Annotated in this window: 18 protein-coding genes; 13 read left to right on the top strand and 5 right to left on the bottom strand. The window is 48.2% G+C overall.

The genetic code is table 11. The features are described 5' to 3' along the window. Positions 1 to 65: 65 nt before the first annotated feature. The 5 genes from ACRYI5_RS06495 (at position 66) to ACRYI5_RS06475 (ending at position 4,475) form a co-directional block, all read left to right on the top strand. Entirely contained in the window at positions 66 to 2,087 is a 2,022-nt protein-coding gene (locus tag ACRYI5_RS06495; protein ID WP_448224695.1) for a heavy metal translocating P-type ATPase, read from the top strand. Between the two features lie 147 nt (positions 2,088 to 2,234). After that, positions 2,235 to 2,762, top strand: a complete 528-nt coding sequence (locus tag ACRYI5_RS06490) for a GNAT family N-acetyltransferase (RefSeq protein WP_448224694.1) — start codon at positions 2,235 to 2,237, stop codon at positions 2,760 to 2,762. A gap of 109 nt (positions 2,763 to 2,871) precedes the next feature. Then, on the top strand, positions 2,872 to 3,015 hold the full coding sequence (locus ACRYI5_RS06485; protein WP_407880039.1) for a hypothetical protein: 144 nt from the start codon (positions 2,872 to 2,874) through the stop codon (positions 3,013 to 3,015). 227 nt (positions 3,016 to 3,242) lie between these two features. Next, entirely contained in the window at positions 3,243 to 4,247 is a 1,005-nt protein-coding gene (locus ACRYI5_RS06480) for an NAD(P)/FAD-dependent oxidoreductase (RefSeq protein WP_448224693.1), read from the top strand. Between the two features lie 3 nt (positions 4,248 to 4,250). Further along, a complete protein-coding gene (locus ACRYI5_RS06475) occupies positions 4,251 to 4,475 on the top strand; it encodes a hypothetical protein (RefSeq protein WP_407881515.1) in 225 nt (74 codons plus the stop codon). A 71-nt stretch (positions 4,476 to 4,546) separates the two neighbouring features. Here the strand turns inward: ACRYI5_RS06475 and ACRYI5_RS06470 are convergent, their stop codons facing one another. Further along, positions 4,547 to 5,104, bottom strand: a complete 558-nt coding sequence (locus tag ACRYI5_RS06470) for a hypothetical protein (RefSeq protein WP_448224692.1) — start codon at positions 5,102 to 5,104, stop codon at positions 4,547 to 4,549. Between the two features lie 260 nt (positions 5,105 to 5,364). On the opposite strand from ACRYI5_RS06470, the gene lepB reads away from it, so the two are divergent. Continuing rightward, positions 5,365 to 5,982 carry a signal peptidase I gene (gene lepB / locus ACRYI5_RS06465; RefSeq protein ID WP_448224691.1) on the top strand — a complete coding sequence of 206 codons (618 nt, stop codon included), beginning with the start codon at positions 5,365 to 5,367 and terminating at the stop codon, positions 5,980 to 5,982. Positions 5,983 to 6,052: 70 nt separating this feature from the next. Here lepB and ACRYI5_RS06460 read toward each other — a convergent pair whose 3' ends face one another. Next, complete coding sequence (locus tag ACRYI5_RS06460) at positions 6,053 to 8,140, bottom strand: LTA synthase family protein (protein ID WP_448224690.1); 2,088 nt, start codon at positions 8,138 to 8,140, stop codon at positions 6,053 to 6,055. Positions 8,141 to 8,387: 247 nt separating this feature from the next. Here ACRYI5_RS06460 and ACRYI5_RS06455 point away from each other — a divergent pair, with 247 nt between their 5' ends. The 6 genes from ACRYI5_RS06455 to ACRYI5_RS06430 all read left to right on the top strand — a co-directional run bounded on the left by ACRYI5_RS06455 (position 8,388) and on the right by ACRYI5_RS06430 (position 12,860). Next, complete coding sequence (locus tag ACRYI5_RS06455; protein ID WP_448224689.1) at positions 8,388 to 9,044, top strand: histidine phosphatase family protein; 657 nt, start codon at positions 8,388 to 8,390, stop codon at positions 9,042 to 9,044. A 23-nt stretch (positions 9,045 to 9,067) separates the two neighbouring features. After that, entirely contained in the window at positions 9,068 to 9,553 is a 486-nt protein-coding gene (locus tag ACRYI5_RS06450) for a GNAT family N-acetyltransferase (protein ID WP_448224688.1), read from the top strand. A 35-nt stretch (positions 9,554 to 9,588) separates the two neighbouring features. Next, positions 9,589 to 10,053: a MerR family transcriptional regulator gene (locus ACRYI5_RS06445; protein WP_407881505.1), complete on the top strand. Its 465-nt coding sequence runs from the start codon at positions 9,589 to 9,591 to the stop codon at positions 10,051 to 10,053. After that, a complete protein-coding gene (locus tag ACRYI5_RS06440) occupies positions 10,050 to 10,673 on the top strand; it encodes a TMEM175 family protein (RefSeq protein WP_448224687.1) in 624 nt (207 codons plus the stop codon). Before ACRYI5_RS06445 ends, ACRYI5_RS06440 begins: the two co-directional genes overlap by 4 nt. A 12-nt stretch (positions 10,674 to 10,685) precedes the next feature. After that, positions 10,686 to 11,663, top strand: coding sequence for a linear amide C-N hydrolase (locus ACRYI5_RS06435; RefSeq protein WP_448224686.1), 978 nt, complete (start codon positions 10,686 to 10,688; stop codon positions 11,661 to 11,663). A gap of 261 nt (positions 11,664 to 11,924) precedes the next feature. Continuing rightward, the gene (locus ACRYI5_RS06430; RefSeq protein ID WP_448224685.1) at positions 11,925 to 12,860 is read left to right on the top strand and encodes a nitronate monooxygenase; all 936 of its coding nucleotides are present in this window, start codon (positions 11,925 to 11,927) and stop codon (positions 12,858 to 12,860) included. Positions 12,861 to 12,924: 64 nt separating this feature from the next. Here ACRYI5_RS06430 and ACRYI5_RS06425 read toward each other — a convergent pair whose 3' ends face one another. The 3 genes from ACRYI5_RS06425 to ACRYI5_RS06415 form a co-directional block, all read right to left on the bottom strand. Continuing rightward, a complete protein-coding gene (locus ACRYI5_RS06425; protein WP_448224684.1) occupies positions 12,925 to 13,890 on the bottom strand; it encodes a TMEM175 family protein in 966 nt (321 codons plus the stop codon). Between the two features lie 41 nt (positions 13,891 to 13,931). Beyond that, the gene (locus ACRYI5_RS06420) at positions 13,932 to 14,861 is read right to left on the bottom strand and encodes a DNA/RNA non-specific endonuclease (protein WP_448224683.1); all 930 of its coding nucleotides are present in this window, start codon (positions 14,859 to 14,861) and stop codon (positions 13,932 to 13,934) included. Positions 14,862 to 15,081: 220 nt separating this feature from the next. Further along, positions 15,082 to 17,790: an HAD-IC family P-type ATPase gene (locus tag ACRYI5_RS06415; protein WP_448224682.1), complete on the bottom strand. Its 2,709-nt coding sequence runs from the start codon at positions 17,788 to 17,790 to the stop codon at positions 15,082 to 15,084. A 318-nt stretch (positions 17,791 to 18,108) separates the two neighbouring features. Here ACRYI5_RS06415 and ACRYI5_RS06410 point away from each other — a divergent pair, with 318 nt between their 5' ends. After that, entirely contained in the window at positions 18,109 to 19,479 is a 1,371-nt protein-coding gene (locus tag ACRYI5_RS06410; RefSeq protein ID WP_407881492.1) for an FAD-dependent oxidoreductase, read from the top strand. The last annotated feature ends 363 nt before the right edge of the window (positions 19,480 to 19,842 follow it).

Raw genomic sequence — 19,842 nt, 5'->3', positions numbered from 1 at the left:
ACAAATGTAAGCTTTAGTCGTTGATTACAAATGTAAACGAAAAAGCACGTTGAGGGGGCACAATCATGAACAATATGTCGATGGACCATGAGATGGATCATGGATCAATGGAGATGGCCGATGATGGCATGATGCACATGGGCAATCTTAAACGGAAGTTTTGGGTTTCCGTGATTTTAACGATTCCAATTATTTTGTTAACGCCAATGATGGGGGTTCACTTACCCCTTCAGGTGACGTTTCCTGGGTCCGATTGGGTGGCAGCGCTGATTGGAACGGTTTTGTTTTTCTACGGCGGCTCACCGTTTTTCTTTGGTGGGTTTGCTGAACTAAAGGCAAGAAAACCCGCCATGATGGCATTGATCACAATGGGGATCTCTGTCGCCTACATTTACAGTTTGTATGCGGTGGTCGCAAATAACATCTTTCACGCGCAACCAATGGTCACAAACTTTTTCTGGGAGTTGGCAACGCTGATCGACATCATGTTGTTGGGACACCGGATTGAAATGAATGCCGTGATGAACGCGGGTTCTGCGGTTGATTCGTTAGCCAAGTTGTTGCCCAACGTTGCTCACAAGGTGGTTGATGGTCATGTGCAAGACGTCGCCATTAGCGATCTGGCCGAGGGTGATCACGTTTCCGTTCGTGCAGGCGAACAGGTTCCGGCAGACGGCACATTGGTCAGCGGGACAACGAGTGTCAATGAAGCCATGGTGACCGGTGAAGCAAAACGAGTGGAAAAGACGGTCGACGCAACGGTGATCGGTGGTTCAGTGAATGGTGACGGGACGTTTGAAATGGTCGTCACCGGGACTGGTGATTCTGGGTACTTAGCGCAAGTTATGAACCTTGTGAACAGCGCCCAGGCATCAAAATCGGCTCAAGAAAACATGGCCGATCGGGTAGCTGGAACGTTATTCTATGCAGCCCTAACGGTGGCCATCGTGGCGTTTGGTGTCTGGCTGCTTGTTGGTAATTTGCCGCTAGCCCTGTCTGTCGCCGTGACGGTTCTGGTTATTGCTTGTCCTCATGCCCTGGGGTTGGCCATTCCGTTGGTTGTTTCAAGAAGTACATCCATTGCGGCCCGTCATGGTTTGTTAATTCGGAACCGGAACGCATTGGAGCGGGTCAACGACATGAAGTATGCGTTGATGGATAAAACGGGGACCCTGACAGAAGGTAATTTTGAAGTGCATGCACTGGGAAGTTATCAAGCGGACGTTACGGAAGACACAGTGTTAGCCCAATTAGCTGGGCTGGAAAATGGGTCCAGTCATCCATTAGCAGTCGGCATTAAGAATGCTGCGAAAGCGCGAAACGTGACCCCAGTTTCAGCAACAGATATTAGTCAGATCACGGGTGCCGGTGTGCAAGGAATGGTGGCTGGTCATAAGCTCCAAATTGTATCAGCCCATTACCTGACGGAACGAGGGTATGCGCTAGATCAAAAGCAGTTTGATGAGCTGGCCAGTGCAGGTAACTCCGTTAGTTATTTGTTAACGGATGGCACGTTAACGGGATACGTTGCTCAAGGTGATGAAATTAAGGCCGATGCAAAGCAAATGGTCACAGCGTTGAAGCAACAACACATTACCCCTGTGATGTTAACGGGTGATAACGAACAAACAGCGCAGGTGGTTGCGGAACAATTGGGCATTACGGAAGTTCACGCGCAGCTATTACCGCAGGACAAGGAAACGCTGGTTCGTAAGTATCAACAAGATGGTGCGGTAATGATGATTGGTGATGGTGTGAACGATGCGCCAAGTTTGGCCCGGGCAGACATCGGTATCGCCATCGGCTCCGGAACGGATGTTGCGATGGATTCAGCGGATGTTGTGCTGGTTCGTAGTGACCCCAATGATGTGATTGAATTTCTGGATCTCGCCCGGAAGACAACGAGAAAGATGACCGAAAACTTGTGGTGGGGCGCTGGGTATAACCTGTTTGCCATTCCGCTGGCGGCCGGCATCTTGGCCCCAATTGGGTTCTTATTAGATCCAATGGTGGGTGCCATCTTGATGTCACTGAGTACGGTGATCGTCGCCATTAACGCAATGACGTTATCCGTCAAAAACGGGTAATCAAAAGTGAATGACGAGTAAAAATGGCGGTTCTCAAAATGGGAACCGCCATTTTTGTTAGCATTGAGCTAATTTGTAAATTGAGGGTCGCAAGGTTTATGGAAACCGAGTAAACTTTGGTGAAGAACGCACGGGGAGGAACGGAGAATGATTTTTGAAAAGTATCATCCCATCATGACCGCACACTATGTGTTGGACTGGCTGACAACGTATAAGGTGAAAGATGTCTTTGCATTGCGTCATGATATGACGGTCGCTTCGTTAAGCGGGCGGACCGTCGATGAGACGCTAACAGAGACGGCAACCTACGTTAACCAGATGATGAGCCGCGTCATGAGCAATCAAGCCCTAGTGTGGGGAATTGGTGATCAGCGGACACAGACCTACCTTGGCACGGTCATGTTGACGGATTTTAAAACCGAGCAGTCACAAGCAACGATCAGCATTGAGGTAGTGGCAAACGAAGATCAACAAGTGATCAGTCGTGAGGTGTTACTGCACACGCTGGCGTTTTCACGTGAAGAACTGGGATTGACCATGTTAACGGCGGATGTTCCGTTACAAAACACCTTGGCTCAGACACTGTTTGAGGCAGCTGGGTTCACAGCATTTCCGTCCACGCGTGGGTTGCTAGAGCGGCATTACGAACGCGATTTATCGGTGCCGATAGCATAATGGTTACCAAATGACGCCAAAAGCGCTACAATAAAACTAACGAGTGGTTTGGTGAAGTCAGTAGCTCGAGACTGCCCGCTTTTTTTCCATCTTAAAAGAGGCGATAATCATGGCTAAATTGAGTAAGGAAGAACGGAAGGCTTTGATCGAAAAAGCTGAAGAAGACCGTGCTAAGAATCCCCAACCTGCATCAAAGGTTTCTGGATTTGCAACGATCGATGCAGATGCAAAGAAATTGTCTGGTGAAAACTAGACAATTTGTTGGTGGCTTACATAGGTAAGTGAACCAAATTAAAAAGACAGCGACTGTGGGATTAACCCGCGGTCGCTGTCTTTTTTTGAAATGAACGTGGTCGCCCATCAGGTGATGGAATGCTGTATACTCAATGTCATGGTGGCAACATGAGTTAACCGGTTGCGTAAACGACAGAATCGGGTACAATGACCAACATTAAGATCATTTTAGACGGAGTAAAAATAATGAGCGAAGAAATGTACGATTTAACCATCATTGGTGGTGGCCCAGTGGGGATGTTTGCCGCCTTTTATGCGGGATTACAGGAACTGCATACGCAGGTTATCGAGAGTATGCCAGCCGTTGGGGGACAAATTGCCGCACTATACCCAGAAAAGCAAATTCTTGATGTGGCTGGTTTTTCCGGTGTTACGGGGGAACAATTAATCAGCAAGTTGCGTCAGCAGTTAACTGAGTTTCCAGTGGACATCAAGACGGGCACGACCGTGACGAACGTTAGTGGCCAGCTGGGCGATTTTACGGTAACGACAGACCAAGGCGTGACCCACAGCAAGACGGTCTTGATTACAACGGGGAACGGTGCGTTTACACCACGGCCATTAGCAGTGGAAAACGCGGCGACGTTTGAAAATAAAAACTTGTGGTACTTTATGCCAAAGCTTGATCATTTTCGGGGGCATTCCGTGATGGTTGCCGGAGGTGGGGATGCCGCGATCGACATTGCCCTGATGCTTGAACCGGTGGCCAGCCAGGTGTACCTCATGCACCGGCGGAATGAATTTCGGGCGTTGCCACACAACGTGACAAAATTGGCGGAATCTAGCGTTGAACAGGTCACGCCATACTTGGCGCAAGCCTTAACGGCCACCGCTAATGACCGGGTCACCGTGGACTTGAAGGAAATGAAAACAGACAATCACCGGGAATTGACCGTGGATGACTTAGTCGTCAACTTTGGCTTTGTGTCGGACCATAGTGTGTTTGAAAACTGGACGCTTCAGTTTGATCAACACCGGCAGCAAGTGGCGGTTGATTCCAGTATGAAGACCAGTGTAGACGGTGTTTATGCGGCTGGTGACACAGCTAATTATGAAGGAAAAGTGGCCCTGATTGCGACAGGCTTTGGAGAAGCAGCCACGGCCGTCCATGCGGCGGCATTTGCAGCCAATCCGCAACATCGCGGACCAGTACACAGCACATCAGTTCATTTGCCAAAACAGGAGGGCTAAGTCATGCGTCAACAACCAAGTCAAAAATCACAAATGACAAGTTTGATCTTTGTCATGATTCTATGGATTGCATTGTTAATTTGGACAGGATACAATACTGTGATGTTGTACCAAAAGGGTGGGACTGGCGACTGGCACATGTGGGTGTCTGCCGCCATCTTCCTGTGGAGTTGCTTTGAATTGGGCCGTGATGGTGTCCGAATTCAAGCGCTACGGCGTCAAAAATAAGTTAGTATGGTAACAAAAAAACACCTCCATGTGGCTTTTGCACACATGGAGGTGTTTTGTGTCATGCAGGATTAAACGCGGCGAATCTTACCAACCGCGATGGGGAGGGTAACGTGGGCGTCGTAGTCACCAACAGCACCGGCCACAGAGGCAGGCAGTGCTAGTGTGTCAGGAACACCGTGGATGTAAACGACCCGTTTGTCGAGAGCCAATGTTTGATCCTTGAAAACGTCGCTAAACTGCTGATTGATGGCGGCTAACGGAACTTTTTGAACGTAATCAAAGTGACCGTGAGCGTCTGAAACGGGGTATGTATCCGTCGGAATGTTCATCGTTTCGGGGGCGTCGTTGAAGGGGACCATTGTGGTTCCTGAAACAACACCTGTTTCAATCAAATCAACGTACCCGTCACCATTAACGTCTTGTGCCTGGGTTGCAACGGCGGCATCTTGGCCATCTTCAAACCCGTGGAAATGCTCCCAGTGCTGTGTGTTAGCGGGGGTGTCATCCATGGTGATGGCAATGGTGAGCGTATCATCTTCAACGGTAAACGTTGCCTTGCCATGGGCAGCAGTTCCAATCTTCTCGGCGTTTAAGGGGGTAATGTCTGCTTCAAAACGTTCAGTCATCGTGTTAGCTTCCTTTCAATTGTGGACAAGTGATTTTAAAAGCGCCCTCAGTATACCGAGGGCGGTTTGATCACGCAATGATTAAGGCTGGTGCTTCATTTACTTAACTAAATGAGTCATTTAGGTGAAAAAAGATAAAAGATTGTTATTGCGACACCTTTCAACTACCCGTTTACCCAAAAAAGTTAGTATAATGTTAGTAATGACGGTTTTGGGGTGACGCGAAACTTGCACTACCGGCATGAGACAATTGAGAGGATGTGTCTAACATCAAAAAAGTAATGGGTTGGATTTGGCCAATCATCATTGGGGTTTTATTAGCGGTCCTTGTTCAGTGGCTCTTCGTCGCGCATGTTCGCGTTGATGGACCATCGATGGAACCAAATTTACAGAACAATGAAAAAGTGTGGGCGTTTAAGCAGTCCAAGATCAAGCACAACAGTGTGATCGTTTTTAATGCGTACGGCGTTGATCCACAAGCAACGGATCATAGCATCAAGTACGTTAAGCGGGTCATCGGCTTACCAGGCGATACGATTAGTTATCATGCCGACGGAAAGCTCTACATTAACGGAAAGCTGGCAGATCAGTCTTACATCAGTAAGAGTGAACAGTTATCCGGGACATTAGGACCGCTTCCTCATTCAGGATCAAACTACAAAGGCTTTACGCTGAGCAGTTTGAGCTATGACGAAAATTGGACCAAGAATATTGGTGCCACGAAGGTTCCAAAGAACATGTACTTTGTTCTAGGGGATCACCGGTCTGTTTCAAATGACAGTCGGTACTACGGCTTTGTGCCAAAGAGCAAGGTTGTCGGGGTCGTTAAGGCGTACCCGTGGGCCGCACATCATACTGAAATTAATAGTTTCAAGTAAGCAAAAACGGCTGATTTCCCATTGGGAAGTCAGCCGTTTTAATTTGGCGCGCTTGAGCCATAGATTCAGTTTACTGGCCCTTACTGTTTACTTCGGGGGCGTTGGTATGATACAAGTCTTCAATTGATTTATTGCCGTTTTGACTAAAGAGCGATGTGCTCCCAATGCCACGGTCTTGTTCAATCTTTTCGGCTTGCTGGAGCCCCTTTGTGTACTTGTATTTGCTTGGATCAACGGCGGTAAAGCCGGTTGGATCATAGAAGCGTAGGAGGTTTTTCTGGTTTAACGAATCAGAGAGGCTCAGTTCCTTCGACACTTTAGCTTGATCAGCTTCGACCTTCTTTTTCTGGGCGTCCGTTAAATCAGCCTGTTTTCCGGTGTTGTTGTCGTAAATGGTTCCAGAAATCGAGGTGTACTTTGGTGTGATAAAGTCTTGATTCCGGAAGGCAACGACCTGATCGTGGTCCTTTGAGAACAGGTCTGTCCCAAACTGAACGTACTGTTTGGTGCCGACACCGAGCAGGTGCATGATGGTTGGTTCAACGTCAATCTCGCCGCCGTACTGGTGTTCAATTTTTCCGTGACCATTGCCCGGAATGTGGACCATGAAGGGCACCCGTTGAAGCTGGGCGTTATCAAAGCTGGACCAATCATCGGGATTCTTGCCAAGGACACTGGCTAAACTCTTGTTTTCAGAGTTAGAAATGCCGTAGTGGTCTCCGTAGATCACGATCATTGAGTTGTTGTACAACCCGGAGGATTTTAAGAAGTTAAACAATTCTTCTACGGATTGATCAAGGTAATGTTCCGTGACAAAGTAGTTGTTAACCACGGAGCTATCAGTATCAGTAGTTTTGAAATCAGGATCCTGATCTTCCTTATCAAGGTCAAACGGGAAGTGGTTCGTAACGGTCAAATACTTCACGTAGAACGGTTGTTGTAAGTGTTGAAGGTACTTAACGGAATCATCAAACAGTAACTTGTCCTTTAACCCATAACCCATGGAACGACTGCCGCTGGTATTGTAGTATTCCTGAGCAAAGAAATACTGATAACCAAGGTTTGGATAAACGTTGTTCCGGTTCCAGAAACTTGGGACGTTTCCGTGGAACACCGCCGTTGTGTAATGTTCTGGTGATTGCTCCAAAATGGCCGGTGCGGCTTGGAATGTTTCGTCAGAGCCAAGCTGAGCGAACAGGGAACCCTGCGGTAAGCCGTAGGTGCTTGTTTCAAGCATGTTTTCAGCATCGGAGGTCTTCCCTTGGCCGACCTGGTGGAAGAAGTTATCAAAGGCGTAGGTATCCTTTGAATGGTAAATGCTGTTTAAAAACGGCGTAACTTCTTTCCCGTTGACCTTTCGATCAATTGAAAACTGTTGGAAACTCTCCAAGTGGATCACAATCACATTGCGCCCCTTGGCGGCACCATACATGGAACTATTTGGGGCCGCATAGTGTGACTGAGTGAAGTCCGTGACCGTTTTGAGCTCTGACTTTGTGGCCGCAGCGCGCATCGCTGAGGTATGCCATGCGCTGGCGCCATCGAAGGCGGTGAAAAAGTCGAGGCCCAGGTACTTAACCACGTAGGTCCGGTCAAACGTTCTGGTCATGAGCTGTGAACGATCCACTTCACCGAGGGCCAAGTTTGCCATGATAAACATAAGCGCAAATGAAGTCATCGCAAAGCCAGTCTTCTTGGGAAGAGCGAGTTTATCGAACTTCAACCAGCGGAAAAGGTATAGCAAGACTAAGACGACTAGGTCTGCCCAGAAGAAGACGTCGTGCGGCATTGTGAGCGCCAACGAACTCCCGGAGAGCCCCTGGTTGACCTTATCGTACCCGGTCATGGTGGAAACGGTCATAAAGTCCGTAAACTCACGGAAGTAAATGACGTTGAGGTATAACAATAGTGTGTTTAACACATAGGTAACACCCAGAATTGGGTAAAAGAAGCGTGCTCGACGCGCATAAAAAGCAAGGCCGAAGAGCAGCAAACTGGTCCCAATGGGATTGATGATCATGACGAACCCTGCCAACGGATCACCAACACTTAGATGGAAATCCATTGTGTAGGCCAACATTGTTTTGGCCCAAAAAACGAACACAAGTAGCCAGAAGAGACCAATTCTGGTATTCAATTTTGATTGCAACTTACGCATGAAGCTCCGTTCCTTTTCATAATGAATGTAACAGTAATAAGGCTAAAAGCATATGACCTAGTGTACCACGATGCTTTGATACGATGAACTATGTAAAAAGTCACCTTACATAAACTTTAACCGGTCTTAAAGACTAAATGCGGGGGTCGTGTCGTGTATAATAAAAGGAACGGTAACCATCGTTTTTAGGATGATTAGCAATCAGCAACGAGAAAAATGTCGTTCATGTAAAAAAGGAGTGGTTCAGATGGCAGCAGTTAACCTTTATTTAGTGCGTCACGGACAAACATACTTTAATATTTACAATAAATTGCAGGGGTGGAGTAATTCACCGCTGACCCAAAAGGGCTTGGCGGATGCCGCCACTGCCGGACAACGGCTGGCTAATGTGTCTTTTGCGGCAGCCTACTGTTCAGATACCACCCGCGCCCAGCAGACGGCCGCAACGATTTTGGCGGCAAACCACGTGACAAACGTGACTCATGCGCAAAGCAGCCCATTTTTTAGGGAACAGTTTTACGGGTCGTTTGAAGGGGACAACATGAATTACGTTTGGGATCAGGTTGGCCGTCCGCATGGGTTGACCAGCTTTAAGGAAATTGTGGCTGAGCATTCCATTGCGACTGCAAAGGACATGATGAAGGCTGCTGATCCGTTTCACGATGCTGAAAATAATGAAGAGTACTGGCACCGGGTGGATCAAGGTTTCGAATTGATCCGACACAATGCAGATTTAGCTGACGGTGATAATGTGTTGGTGATTAGTCACGGCAACACACTATTAAGTTTGATGGAACGCTTTGGTAACGGAAAATTTGATCTTAGTGTGCGCCCCAAAAACGGGAGTATCACGCGGTTATCAATGGATGATAAACAGATTCAAGTGATGGGTTACAACGAATAAAACGGTAAAGGTAGGCAGAGTGAATGAGTTTATTGCATTGGGGTAAAAAGAAGCGGGACAAACAGTTGGTCATTAAGACCCAAAAAGGGGACGCCGGGCAAGTGTATAACGACGCTGTGGCCGTTCGCTTAGCAGTCTTTGTGGATGAACAAGGAATTGATAAGGAGTTGGAACTAGACGGTGAGGACGTGCATGCCGTTCACTACGTGGGGTATAACCACGAGGCACCAGTCGTAACGGCGCGGACGAAACGTTTGGATCGGAATATTCTTCAAATTCAACGGGTTGCCACCATCGACTGGGCAAGACACCGTGGTTACGCGATTGAGTTATTGAACCAGATTATTGAAGATGCCAAGGCGGATGGCTACAAATCCATTTATTTAGAGGCTCAGGAAACAGCCGTGAGCTTTTATGCGAAGCAGTCCTTCGAAGCCTATGGACAACCATTCTTGAAGGCAAATATTTGGCACCGGAAAATGCTGTTGGAATTTGATCCAGAAAGTTAACCGGATGTCAGGATCAGTGTGAAGGCGGTAAAGTTATGGCACAACCAAGTTTACGAAGCATGAGTAACGGGAAGATTTTCAGCACGGCAAACCTGATCTTTGGAATCGGTGAGTTGAGCAAGATGACGGGGACGTCAACCAGACAGCTCCGTTATTGGGAATCAAAAGGGTACTTACAATCAAAAGAACGAATCGATGAAAAGGCGGCCCGCGAATATGGGTATGATGCATTTTTAAAGGCATCAGGCATCAAGCTGATGCTGGATGAGGGCTACACGCTGGCAGCTTCCGTTGAGCGCACGGAGGTCCTAATGAACGAAGCAAAGGGCATTCGTAATTTCTTGCTGGATGCCTACCATGGCATGGTGACGGAGAATGGTCACCACGTGTTGGACCTTGGGTACTTTGATCAGGCGCATACAAAACGACTGTTTGCGTACAGTGAAGACCACACGATTCATTATGAAGTTCGTGATGAGACAGGTGGGACAAGTAAATGATGATTTCAAAAACGCGGTTAGAAGCGTTTAGTGATGGCGTTTTTGCCATTTTAATTACAATTTTAGTGTTAGAGTTTCACGTCCCCAATTATCACCAGGGACACCTTGCCCAAGCGATTGTTGAACAGTGGCCGGAATTTTTAGCGTACATTGTTTCGTATTTTTACGTCGGCACGTTGTGGCTTTTTCATCATGATTATTTTGTCATGTTGAAGGCAATCGATCGTAATATGAACCTCATCAACCTGTTGTCCATGTTTAGCGTGACGCTGTTGGATTATCCAATGAGCCTTGTCGCCACTGCGCTCGCCGGACGAAATGAGGCGGACATTCGGGTGGCCTTCATGATTTATTCTGCGGTAGCGTTCATGATCTCCGCAGTTTATTATCTGATGTACTACTATTTGGCGGGGCACCAGGAGCTCCTTGATCGAGATCACTTTGTCCTGAACTTTCGGATCAAACGTGATCCAATCTGGTCGATGATTTTGTATGGATTAGCCATTATAAGTTCAATGTGGAACATTTGGGTTGGCGGGTTGCTCTTGCTGGCGGGCATTATTTTCCACTTCATTGCCTACCTTCATTTAAGTCGGATTCGTCGGCGTAATGCCGCGTAAACGGAGAAAACGATGTGTACAAGTATTTTTCAAATTGCGTGTGACGGGACCCATGTGCTGTCGCGCACCATGGACTGGCCGGTGCTGGCTAACCAACCAGCGTTTATTCCAAGAAATTATCAATGGGAAAGCGATTTTGATGGTCAAACACACACCAATCGTTATGCGATGGTGGGCAGTGCCTTTCAGGATGGTCACAGAATCGACCTTTCGGATGGCGTTAACGAATGGGGACTGACGGCACAAAAGCTGACGTTTGCAAACGGGGCGGAACTTGCTGTCTCACGTCGCGATGATCGGGTGCAGTTAGCCCCGTATGAATTTGTGTTCTGGTTACTTGGGCAGTTTCGTTCAGTTGATGAAGTGATTGACCATCTGGCGGACGTTCAATTAATGGCGGCAACGTACAGTAATCGTGATTACGGTCGGCCAGAGCTGCACTTTGCGGTGGCGGACCGGACGGGGAAGATGGTGGCCATTGAACCAACGACGATCCCGATGCGTGTGGTGGCTGATCCACTGGGAATTTTGACGAACGTTCCAAACTTTGAGCGTGAGCTAGACCGGTTGGGCCAGTACGTGACGTTTACGCCTGATTTCTTGGCGGGCACGGTCCCACTGAACACCCCGAAGGTGACGACGGGAAACTTATCTGGGAAAGCCATTCCACCGGGTTCATACAGTCCATCATCCCGGTTTATTCGGGCGGCATACTTCAAGGAACGGGCGGATCAACCAGCTGACGAAGCGGCAGCGATTGTCAGCAGTTGGCGGTTGCTAGATGGTGTGGCCGTTCCAAAGAATACGGATCATCAACAAACGTATTCGGTGTACCGGGCGGCGGCCGTGTGTGAGAGTCGGACACTGTATTTTGAACCCTACCATCGGGGGGCACTCGTTAAGCTACAGTTAACGACGGAAATGCTCTCATGGACGACTCCCGTTTTTTATCCGGTCGCGGATGAATTAACGGTAATGTCGTTAAATTAATTAAAAAATGGTTCACTCGCTGACAGAATTGTTGGGGCGGTGAACCATTTTTTTGTGGTCATTATTAGCTACTTGCCTGTGAATACTGAAAACGATTACTTATTGAAGCCACCGCGGTTTAATAATAGTGGTGGCATCTGTTGTGGAACGTGCTATATTTGAACTAAATGGTCTTTGCGGTAACAGAATGGATTCGAAAGCGAACTGGAACAAACGCTGGGCCTAATGACAAACGACCGATTGAAAAGTGAGGAATAAGAAATGACAGCGCTGACAGATATTCTGGGAACAAAATATCCACTCATTCAGGGATCAATGGCACGAATTTCACGACATGAATTGGTGATCGCCGTTTCAAATGGCGGTGGCTTAGGCGTTTTAACGTCTGCGGGCTTTAATAAAGAGGAATTACGCAATGAAATTCGGCTGATTCAAATGGGGACGAGTAAACCGTTTGCGGTCAATTTGATGCTGATGATGGATAATATTCCAGATATGGTTGACGTTATCATTGAAGAACGGGTTCCAATCGTTATGACGGGGGCAGGAACGCCTAAGCCGTACATGCCGGCGCTAACCGCTGCGGGGATAAAGGTGATTCCGGTGATCCCATCTGTCAAAATTGCTCAAAAGATGGCGGAACTTGGTGCCGTTGCTGTCGTCGCAGAAGGTATGGAATCTGGTGGTCACATTGGTGCAACGACAACGATGGCACTGGTTCCTCAGGTGGCCTCAGCCGTTGATATTCCGGTTATTGCTGCCGGCGGGATTGCTGATGGTCGGGGAATCGCGGCGGCCTATGCACTTGGTGCGCAAGGGGTTCAGCTGGGAACACGCTTTTTAGCCGCAAACGAAACACCCATCCCAGAAACGTTTAAACAGGCTGTCTTGGCGGCAGATGATACAGCCACCACGGTAACGGGGCAACGCTTTGGAGCACCAGTTCGGGCGATTAAAAATCCACTGACGGAAAAATACTTAGAATTAGAAAATGCGGGGGCCTCACGGGAACAATTAGAAACGTTGGCGTTAGGGTCCTTATCGAAGGCCGTGTTTGAGGGTGACGTGGCGCATGGCTCCGTGATGGCGGGTGAAATTGCCGGTATGGTGACGGAAGAACGGCCCGTGGCGGAGATCATTAGCGACCTCTTTACTGAAGCGGCGGCGGTTATTCAAACGCTGAAGATCAATGATTAAGCGTCACACTGTAAAATCGATTCAAACAAAAAACCACTTTTCCCTTAGGAAAAGTGGTTTTTTGCTAGTTTGAGTGATGTTGCTGATCATTGTGGCGTTGGTGCCGTTGCTCTTTAAACCATTTTGCCCACTGTTTGCGCTGTTCCTCGGTGGGCCGGTACCCGTGCTTGATTTTCTGTTGCATTTCCGGATCGATATTTTGATCTAGCCACTGCTGCCAATGACGTTGACGATCGCCGTGGGATGCTTGTTCCTGTGTTTGGGGGGCCGCCGTTTTAACGGGAGCTGACTCAGGTGTTGCTGGCGCCGCAGTTTCGACAGGAGTCGCCGCGATGTTCGACTGGGCCAGCGCAGCGATTTTATCATGTTGTTCACGGAAGGCTTTCCGATCAGCCGTAGAAAAATCAAGAAACTCTGCCCGTTGTGCTTCTGTGAGCTGTTCAACATCGTACATTTCCTGACGGTCACTACTGTTACTGAGAAAATTCCAGATTGGGTAGATGAGGTAAAGAATGATCGCCCACGCAGGCTTAAAGTAGGCCAGAATAATGGTGACAACACTGAGACCGTTTAAAATACGGTTATTGTAGCCGTAAATTTTGACGTAGACCTTGGCCATATCCGTTTTATCCGTGTATCGAAAGTGGACGATTGCCCGACTAAGGTAGCGGAAAAACGCGCCGACGATAAACGAAAGGACGCCGTAAGCCATTACCGTGATGCGTGTTGTGTGGCCCGCCATCATGCCGGTGAGGAGTGGAATTAATGAAAGTGACGCTAAAAAGAGAAAATCTAAGATCAAGATTCGGTAAGTCATCGTTTTAATCTCATTGAAAACAGTTGCGTGTTGGTACCACATGTTTGCAATGTAAAAGAAACTGATGAGGTAGATCCCGATTTCTTTGCCAAGGACGAGGTAGGCCGCCGAATTATCGGAAACAACTGAGTGAATGTTTAGAACCATGATCGTAATGATGATTGAGATGATGTCATCACTGAACGAGTCGAGGCGTGTTTTTAATTTTTCCATGTGGTGGAGCCTCCGGAAAGGATTCTAACGAATGAGCGTGGTTATGAACCGGTTGTCCAACTCCCAGTGGCATAATTAATGGTTGCCCCGGCTTGGTTGTTGAAAACGTAAACGTTAATGTTAAGACCAGCGCCGTCATCCGTTGCACTAATGGCCTGGACGTGAGTGCCGCGGGGAACCAGTTCTGATCCTTGATAAAGCGGCGTAACAACGTAATAAACGGGGATGTTGGGGCGATTCCGGACAAAGGTTCGAATCGCAGTTTCTGCGTAGGCCATCCCGCCGGCTGTGCTGGTGCTCCGCCCGTTAGTCCCGACGTTTTGGGCCCGGGTGCCCGTTATTAAGTTTGCCCGTTGCATGATGGCATTACTAGATGTTGCACCGCCACCGAGGTTTCCCACCAATGACCAAGCGAGGGTGTGGGACCGGTTGTAGAAGTAGCCACGGTAGTCGGTCAGTTGAGCGATCCGGTTGTTGCCCTTGTAGCCGGAAGGATCGGCACTTTCGGCAAATGGCGGCCGTTTCATTTTAGAAGTTGCGTTAACAGAATCATAGGTAACGAGCGCTTGACCGGCGCCACTCCGGCCGAGGCTGTCGAGAGGATCAACACTGTACCAAGCGTTCCCGTTACTATGGTTAACGGCATCCTTAATTTGCAGTTTTGTGAGGGTCGCTTTTCCCAAGTTGGCATAATTTTCGGGGTATTTTTTTGCATCAAAGGTGAGCGCTAACAGCTGACTGTCAGTTGCGTCCTGGGGAACTTTGGCGCCCTTTGCAGTGGCGGCTGGCGTTGCCTTAGTAAGCTTAGCCGCCGAGTTGGTGATTTTGTGCGTGACCGATTTCACGCCCGTTGCGTGAACCAACGGTGTGAGCGTCTGGGGATGAGCGTGAAGATAATAACCGCCCAGAACAATGATGAGGGTGGTTAACAGGGTGAAGAATTTATGTTGTGTGCGTGATCGTTTTTTCATGAGTTTATCCTTTATGTTTTAGTTCAACACTTTATTTTACATTAGAACGGATGTTCGCGGTAGGCCTTCTGCATAAATCTAACGTGAAGTTGGTCTGCGAGTTTGATCTGGCTATACTGTGAAAACAAAACCGGCTGGGTCCCAATTTTTAGGGAACCAGCCGGTTTGCATTAATGGTTATTCTAAATGGTGGAACGTGAATCTGTTTTCCATCTGAGAATTACAAGCGTGAGCGATGTTGCTTCCGTGCGTGAAGCAGTCGGAGCCCCTTATCTGCTTCGGTCACAATGAGGGTAACCAAGCCGGCAAGAATTGCAATGCCCCACTGAGCCCAGGACATCGGGCCCGTTTGGAAGACGTCCTGCATGAATGGGATGTAGGCTTGGGCCGCTTGAAGAACCAGCAGAAGGCCAATGACAACAAAGGCCATCGGGTTGCTCCACAAATTGCGCGACAAGGCGAGGTGGGGCGTCCGAATGTTAAACAGGTAGAAGATTTTCCCCATGATGATGACGTTGACCGTGATGGTGCTGGCAATTACATGGCTAACCCCACTGTTGGTCAGCCAATCAAAGCACCATAACCCCATGGCGGCGATTAAAACAGAAACGTACATCATCTGGAACACATCGTGGCGATTCATCAACGCTGTCCCGGCCTTTCGTGGCGGTCGGTGCATGATCCCGGTCTCTTCTGGTTCGAAAATGAACGCAAACTGAATCGTGACGGCAGAGACCATGTTGATCCACAATAACTGGGTGGGTACTAATGGTAGCTGTTGTTGCATCAAGATACTAAAGGCAACGATCAGCCCTTCAGCAAAACTGGTCGGCAACAGAAAAGCAATCGTCTTTTTAATGTTGTCGTACAACCGACGGCCCTCACGGATCGCCTTGGTCATGGTCGTAAAGTTATCATCAACCAAGATCATGTCGGCGGCATCCTTCGCGACATCGGTGCCCTTGATTCCCATGGCAACACCGATATCCGCTTGTTTTAATGCGGGTGCATCGTTAACCCCGTCACCGGTCATGGCGGTCACCTTGCCATTTTCTTGATAGGCGTTGATGATCGCTAATTTGTTGCTGGGAGTGGTCCGAGCAAAGACATCATAACGACCAATCGTCGCCTTCAATTCTTCAGGCGATAACTGATCTAATTCCGCACCGGTGATGGTGTGGATGTCGTCAGCAAGGCCGAGTTGGCGACCGATGGCGGCAGCAGTGTCAGGATGATCACCGGTGATCATTTTGACCTTCACGCCAGCTGTGCGCATTTCTTTTAGGGCGTCGATGACTTCCTCACGAGGCGGGTCAATAATCCCGACCACCCCGAGAAAGTCGATACCAGCAGCCAGAGTAGTGTGAGTGACTTCGGTGACGTTATCGTCAACAAGCTGACGACCAACGGCAACGACCCGTTTTCCTTCGGTGGTCAATGAATGAATCACATCATTCCAGTGATCAACGTTAAACGTCGGGTCCTTTGCCAGCGCCATGTCATATAGCTTGTCTGGAGCCCCCTTGATGAAGACCTCATGAGCGCCTGTTTCAGTGACATCTAGGCGGGCAATGTACCGGTAATCAGAGTCAAACGGAATTCGGTCCAGCTCTTCATATGCTGGTGGCGTCATGCCGAGCCCCTTGTGGTAAAGCGTTAGGAACGCACCGTCCGTTGGCTCCCCGTTAAGTACCCATTGACCAGCTTCTTCCTGCAACATGGTGTCGTTGGCTTCAAAACCACTGATGAGTAATTGACGAAGAATGGGATCACTTTGGACGTCGACTGATGAATCGTGTTCTTTAATGATCCCGGTAGGTTGGTAACCAGTCCCGGTGACCTGATAGTGATGATCGGCTGTAAAAATGTCTTGAGCGGTCATTTCATTTTTAGTTAATGTTCCCGTTTTATCGGTGGCGATGATGTCGACTGCACCAAGTGTTTCAACGGAAGGTAAGGTTTTGACAATGGCGTGATTTTTCGCCATTTTGTTGACCCCCATCGCCAAGATGACGGATGTGGAGGCGGGGAGTCCTTCTGGTAAGGACCCAACAATCATGGTAATCACAGCCAGTGCTAATGTTGGCAACGCATAGAGATGTTGCACCCAACCAAATACAAACAGAGCGATGGCAACCGCGATAATGAAGTAGGAGATCCATGTACCAAGGTGATCCAGTTCCTTCATCAAAGGTGTCTTTGTTTGTTTGGCATCAGAAACGTCAGTGGCAATTTGGCCAAGCTCAGTTGTATGTCCCGTTGCCACCACGATGCCCGTTGCACTCCCGTTAGTCACGGCAGTACTGGCATAAGCCATGTTCGTTCTGTCGGCAAGTGGCGTCAGGGGATCAGCTAATGGTGCGAACGTTTTGAGTACCGAATCTGGCTCACCAGTGAGGGCGGCTTCCTGAATTCGAAGATTATCTGCATCGAGAATCCGTAAATCAGCTGGGACGTTATCACCTGCTTCAAGGTACACGATGTCGCCGACAACAAGGCCGGTGGCTGAGATGTCGGTTCGCTGGCCATCTCGAATGACGGTTGCCTCTGTGGACAGCATGGACTTGATTTTATCAAGCGCGTTACTGGCATTGACCTCCTGGAAGTAACCAATCAGGGCGTTAATGATCACGACAAGGCCAATAACCACAGCGTCGGAATAGTGGCGAATGAGCAACGTAAAGGCCGCCGCAAACAACAGGATGTAGATGATCACGTTGTTAAACTGCCGGAGAAAAATCACCCACTTGGGAGTTACTTGGGCAGTCAGTTCATTCGGACCGTTCTTGGCTAACCGGGTAGCGGCGTCATTTTCGGTTAAACCAGTGGTTGAATCACTGGCAAACGTGGTGAGAAGCGTGGCTTCTGGTTGAGTAAATACCGGATTGGGTCCGGGTTTTGCATCAGAATTTGTAACCTGTTCCTTCATGTAAACAATGTCCTCGTTAAATAAGATTTTAGTGTCATTGAGTATACCATGTTTTATGGTGAGCTTATCAAGTGAACCGTCCCTTTTAGGAGAAATAAAAGGTTAATCGGCAAATGGTTGAATTTTTAACTGGTCAAGGGGGAACAACGTTTAAAAAATCTGGTGATCAAAAAGCGCTCAATGCGGGGCTTAATCAGCGGCGTAAACTATATTTTAGAAAAGATTGCTTGCAACTTAGTTGTGTTAGTTTTATGGTTAAAGGGTAAAGATGATTAGAACTATTCTAAACCGAAACATAACACAGGAGGCTTATTGGTCATGGAAAAGACAAAAGTTGTTATTGTAGGTGCATCACATGGTGGTCATGAATCAGCAATTGAGTTACTAGATAAATATCGTGATGTTGATGTCACAATTTATGAAGCCGGTGACTTTGTTTCATTCATGTCATGTGGGATGGAATTGTTTTTAGAGGATCAGGTCACGGGCCAAGATGATGTCCGGAACTTTCGGCCAGAAGAGATCGAAAATAAGGGCGGCCATGTTTTCAATAACCACGAGGTAACGGCCATTAACGCAGACGACAAGACGGTTGCGGTAAAGAACGTTGTGTCTGGTGAAACGGAAACAGTGGCCTATGATAAATTAATTTTAAGCTCAGGGGTCACACCGACTGTTCTACCGGTTCCGGGTCATGACCTTTCAAACATTTACTTAATGCGTGGTTATGACTGGGCTAGCAAGATTAAGGCGGCCCTTTCAGATGATGCCATTAAGAATGTGGCGGTGATTGGCGCTGGTTACATCGGAATCGAAGCCACCGAAGTATTCGCCAAAGCGGGCAAGCACGTTACGCTGTTGGACATAATCGATCGGCCACTGGGGAATTACCTGAACGAGGCGCTGACGGATGTTGTGACCGATAAGTTGACGGCTGAAGGCATTACATTAGCCATGGGTGCCCACATTGACGCCTTTGAAGGGACAAATAGCGTCACTGCTGTGAAGACGTCGACCGCAAGTTATCCTGCTGATTTAGTCATCTGTGCTGCTGGTGTTAAGCCAAACACAGGGTGGTTAGCGGGGACCGTTAACCTGACGGACCGCGGGTTCATTGATGTTGATGAATACTTTAAGACAAACTTACCTGACGTTTATGCCATTGGGGATGCAGTGCTGCCGTTATCCATTCCAGCAGGAAAACCAATGCCAATTGCGCTGGCAACGACAGCCCGGCGTGAGGCACAATATCTGGTCAACCATTTATTTGAAACCACACCAGCCGTTCCATTCAAGGGTGTTGTTGGTGCCTCAGCGCTCAGTGTCTTTGACCTGCACTTTGCGGCTGCTGGTTTGAACACGTTTACGGCAGGTCGCGCAGGCATTACCGTGGCAACGAGTGACTACGAGGACACGTTGAGGCCAACGTACGTTCCTGAACGTGCTGGGAACACAACGGTTCACGTGAGTCTGACGTTTGATCCAATGACACACCAGTTGTTGGGTGGTGCAGTCCTGTCTGACTACGACATTACGGCGCAGGGCAATGTTTTAGCGTTAGCCGTGGCACAAAAGCTAACACTGGAAGATTTAGAAAGTGCTGATTTCTTCTTCCAGCCAGGATTTGATCGTCAATGGAGCCTCCTGAACTTAGCAGCGCAACATGCACTTGGCCGAGCACGGTTCTAAGTGAAATAATGAAACGCCCCATAATTGTTAGGCATACACGTCTAATGATTATGGGGCGTTTTATTTTGCTTCAGGGGTGTTCTTATTTTTACAATGTTGTGAATTTTCCGTTAGCTTACATCACTTTGGTTAGGACAAGTTGATCGACAAATTCCGATCTTATCCCAAACTTTGCTCACCCAAATTGGTGGTGATCGAAATGTACGAAAGAAAACAGCTACCTTACAAGTTCATCATGATTGTAGCTTTAACGGTTATCGTTGTTTTGAGCTTGTTCACAGTTAGTGCTTCTTAATGAAGCCAACTGTAAGCGCCTCTTGCCCGGCAGCAAGAGGCGTTTTTATGTACAAAAAAACACTCGTG

The sequence above is a fragment of the Furfurilactobacillus sp. WILCCON 0119 genome (genome assembly GCF_053471565.1).
This window is presented reverse-complemented; position numbering and strand designations above follow the sequence as displayed.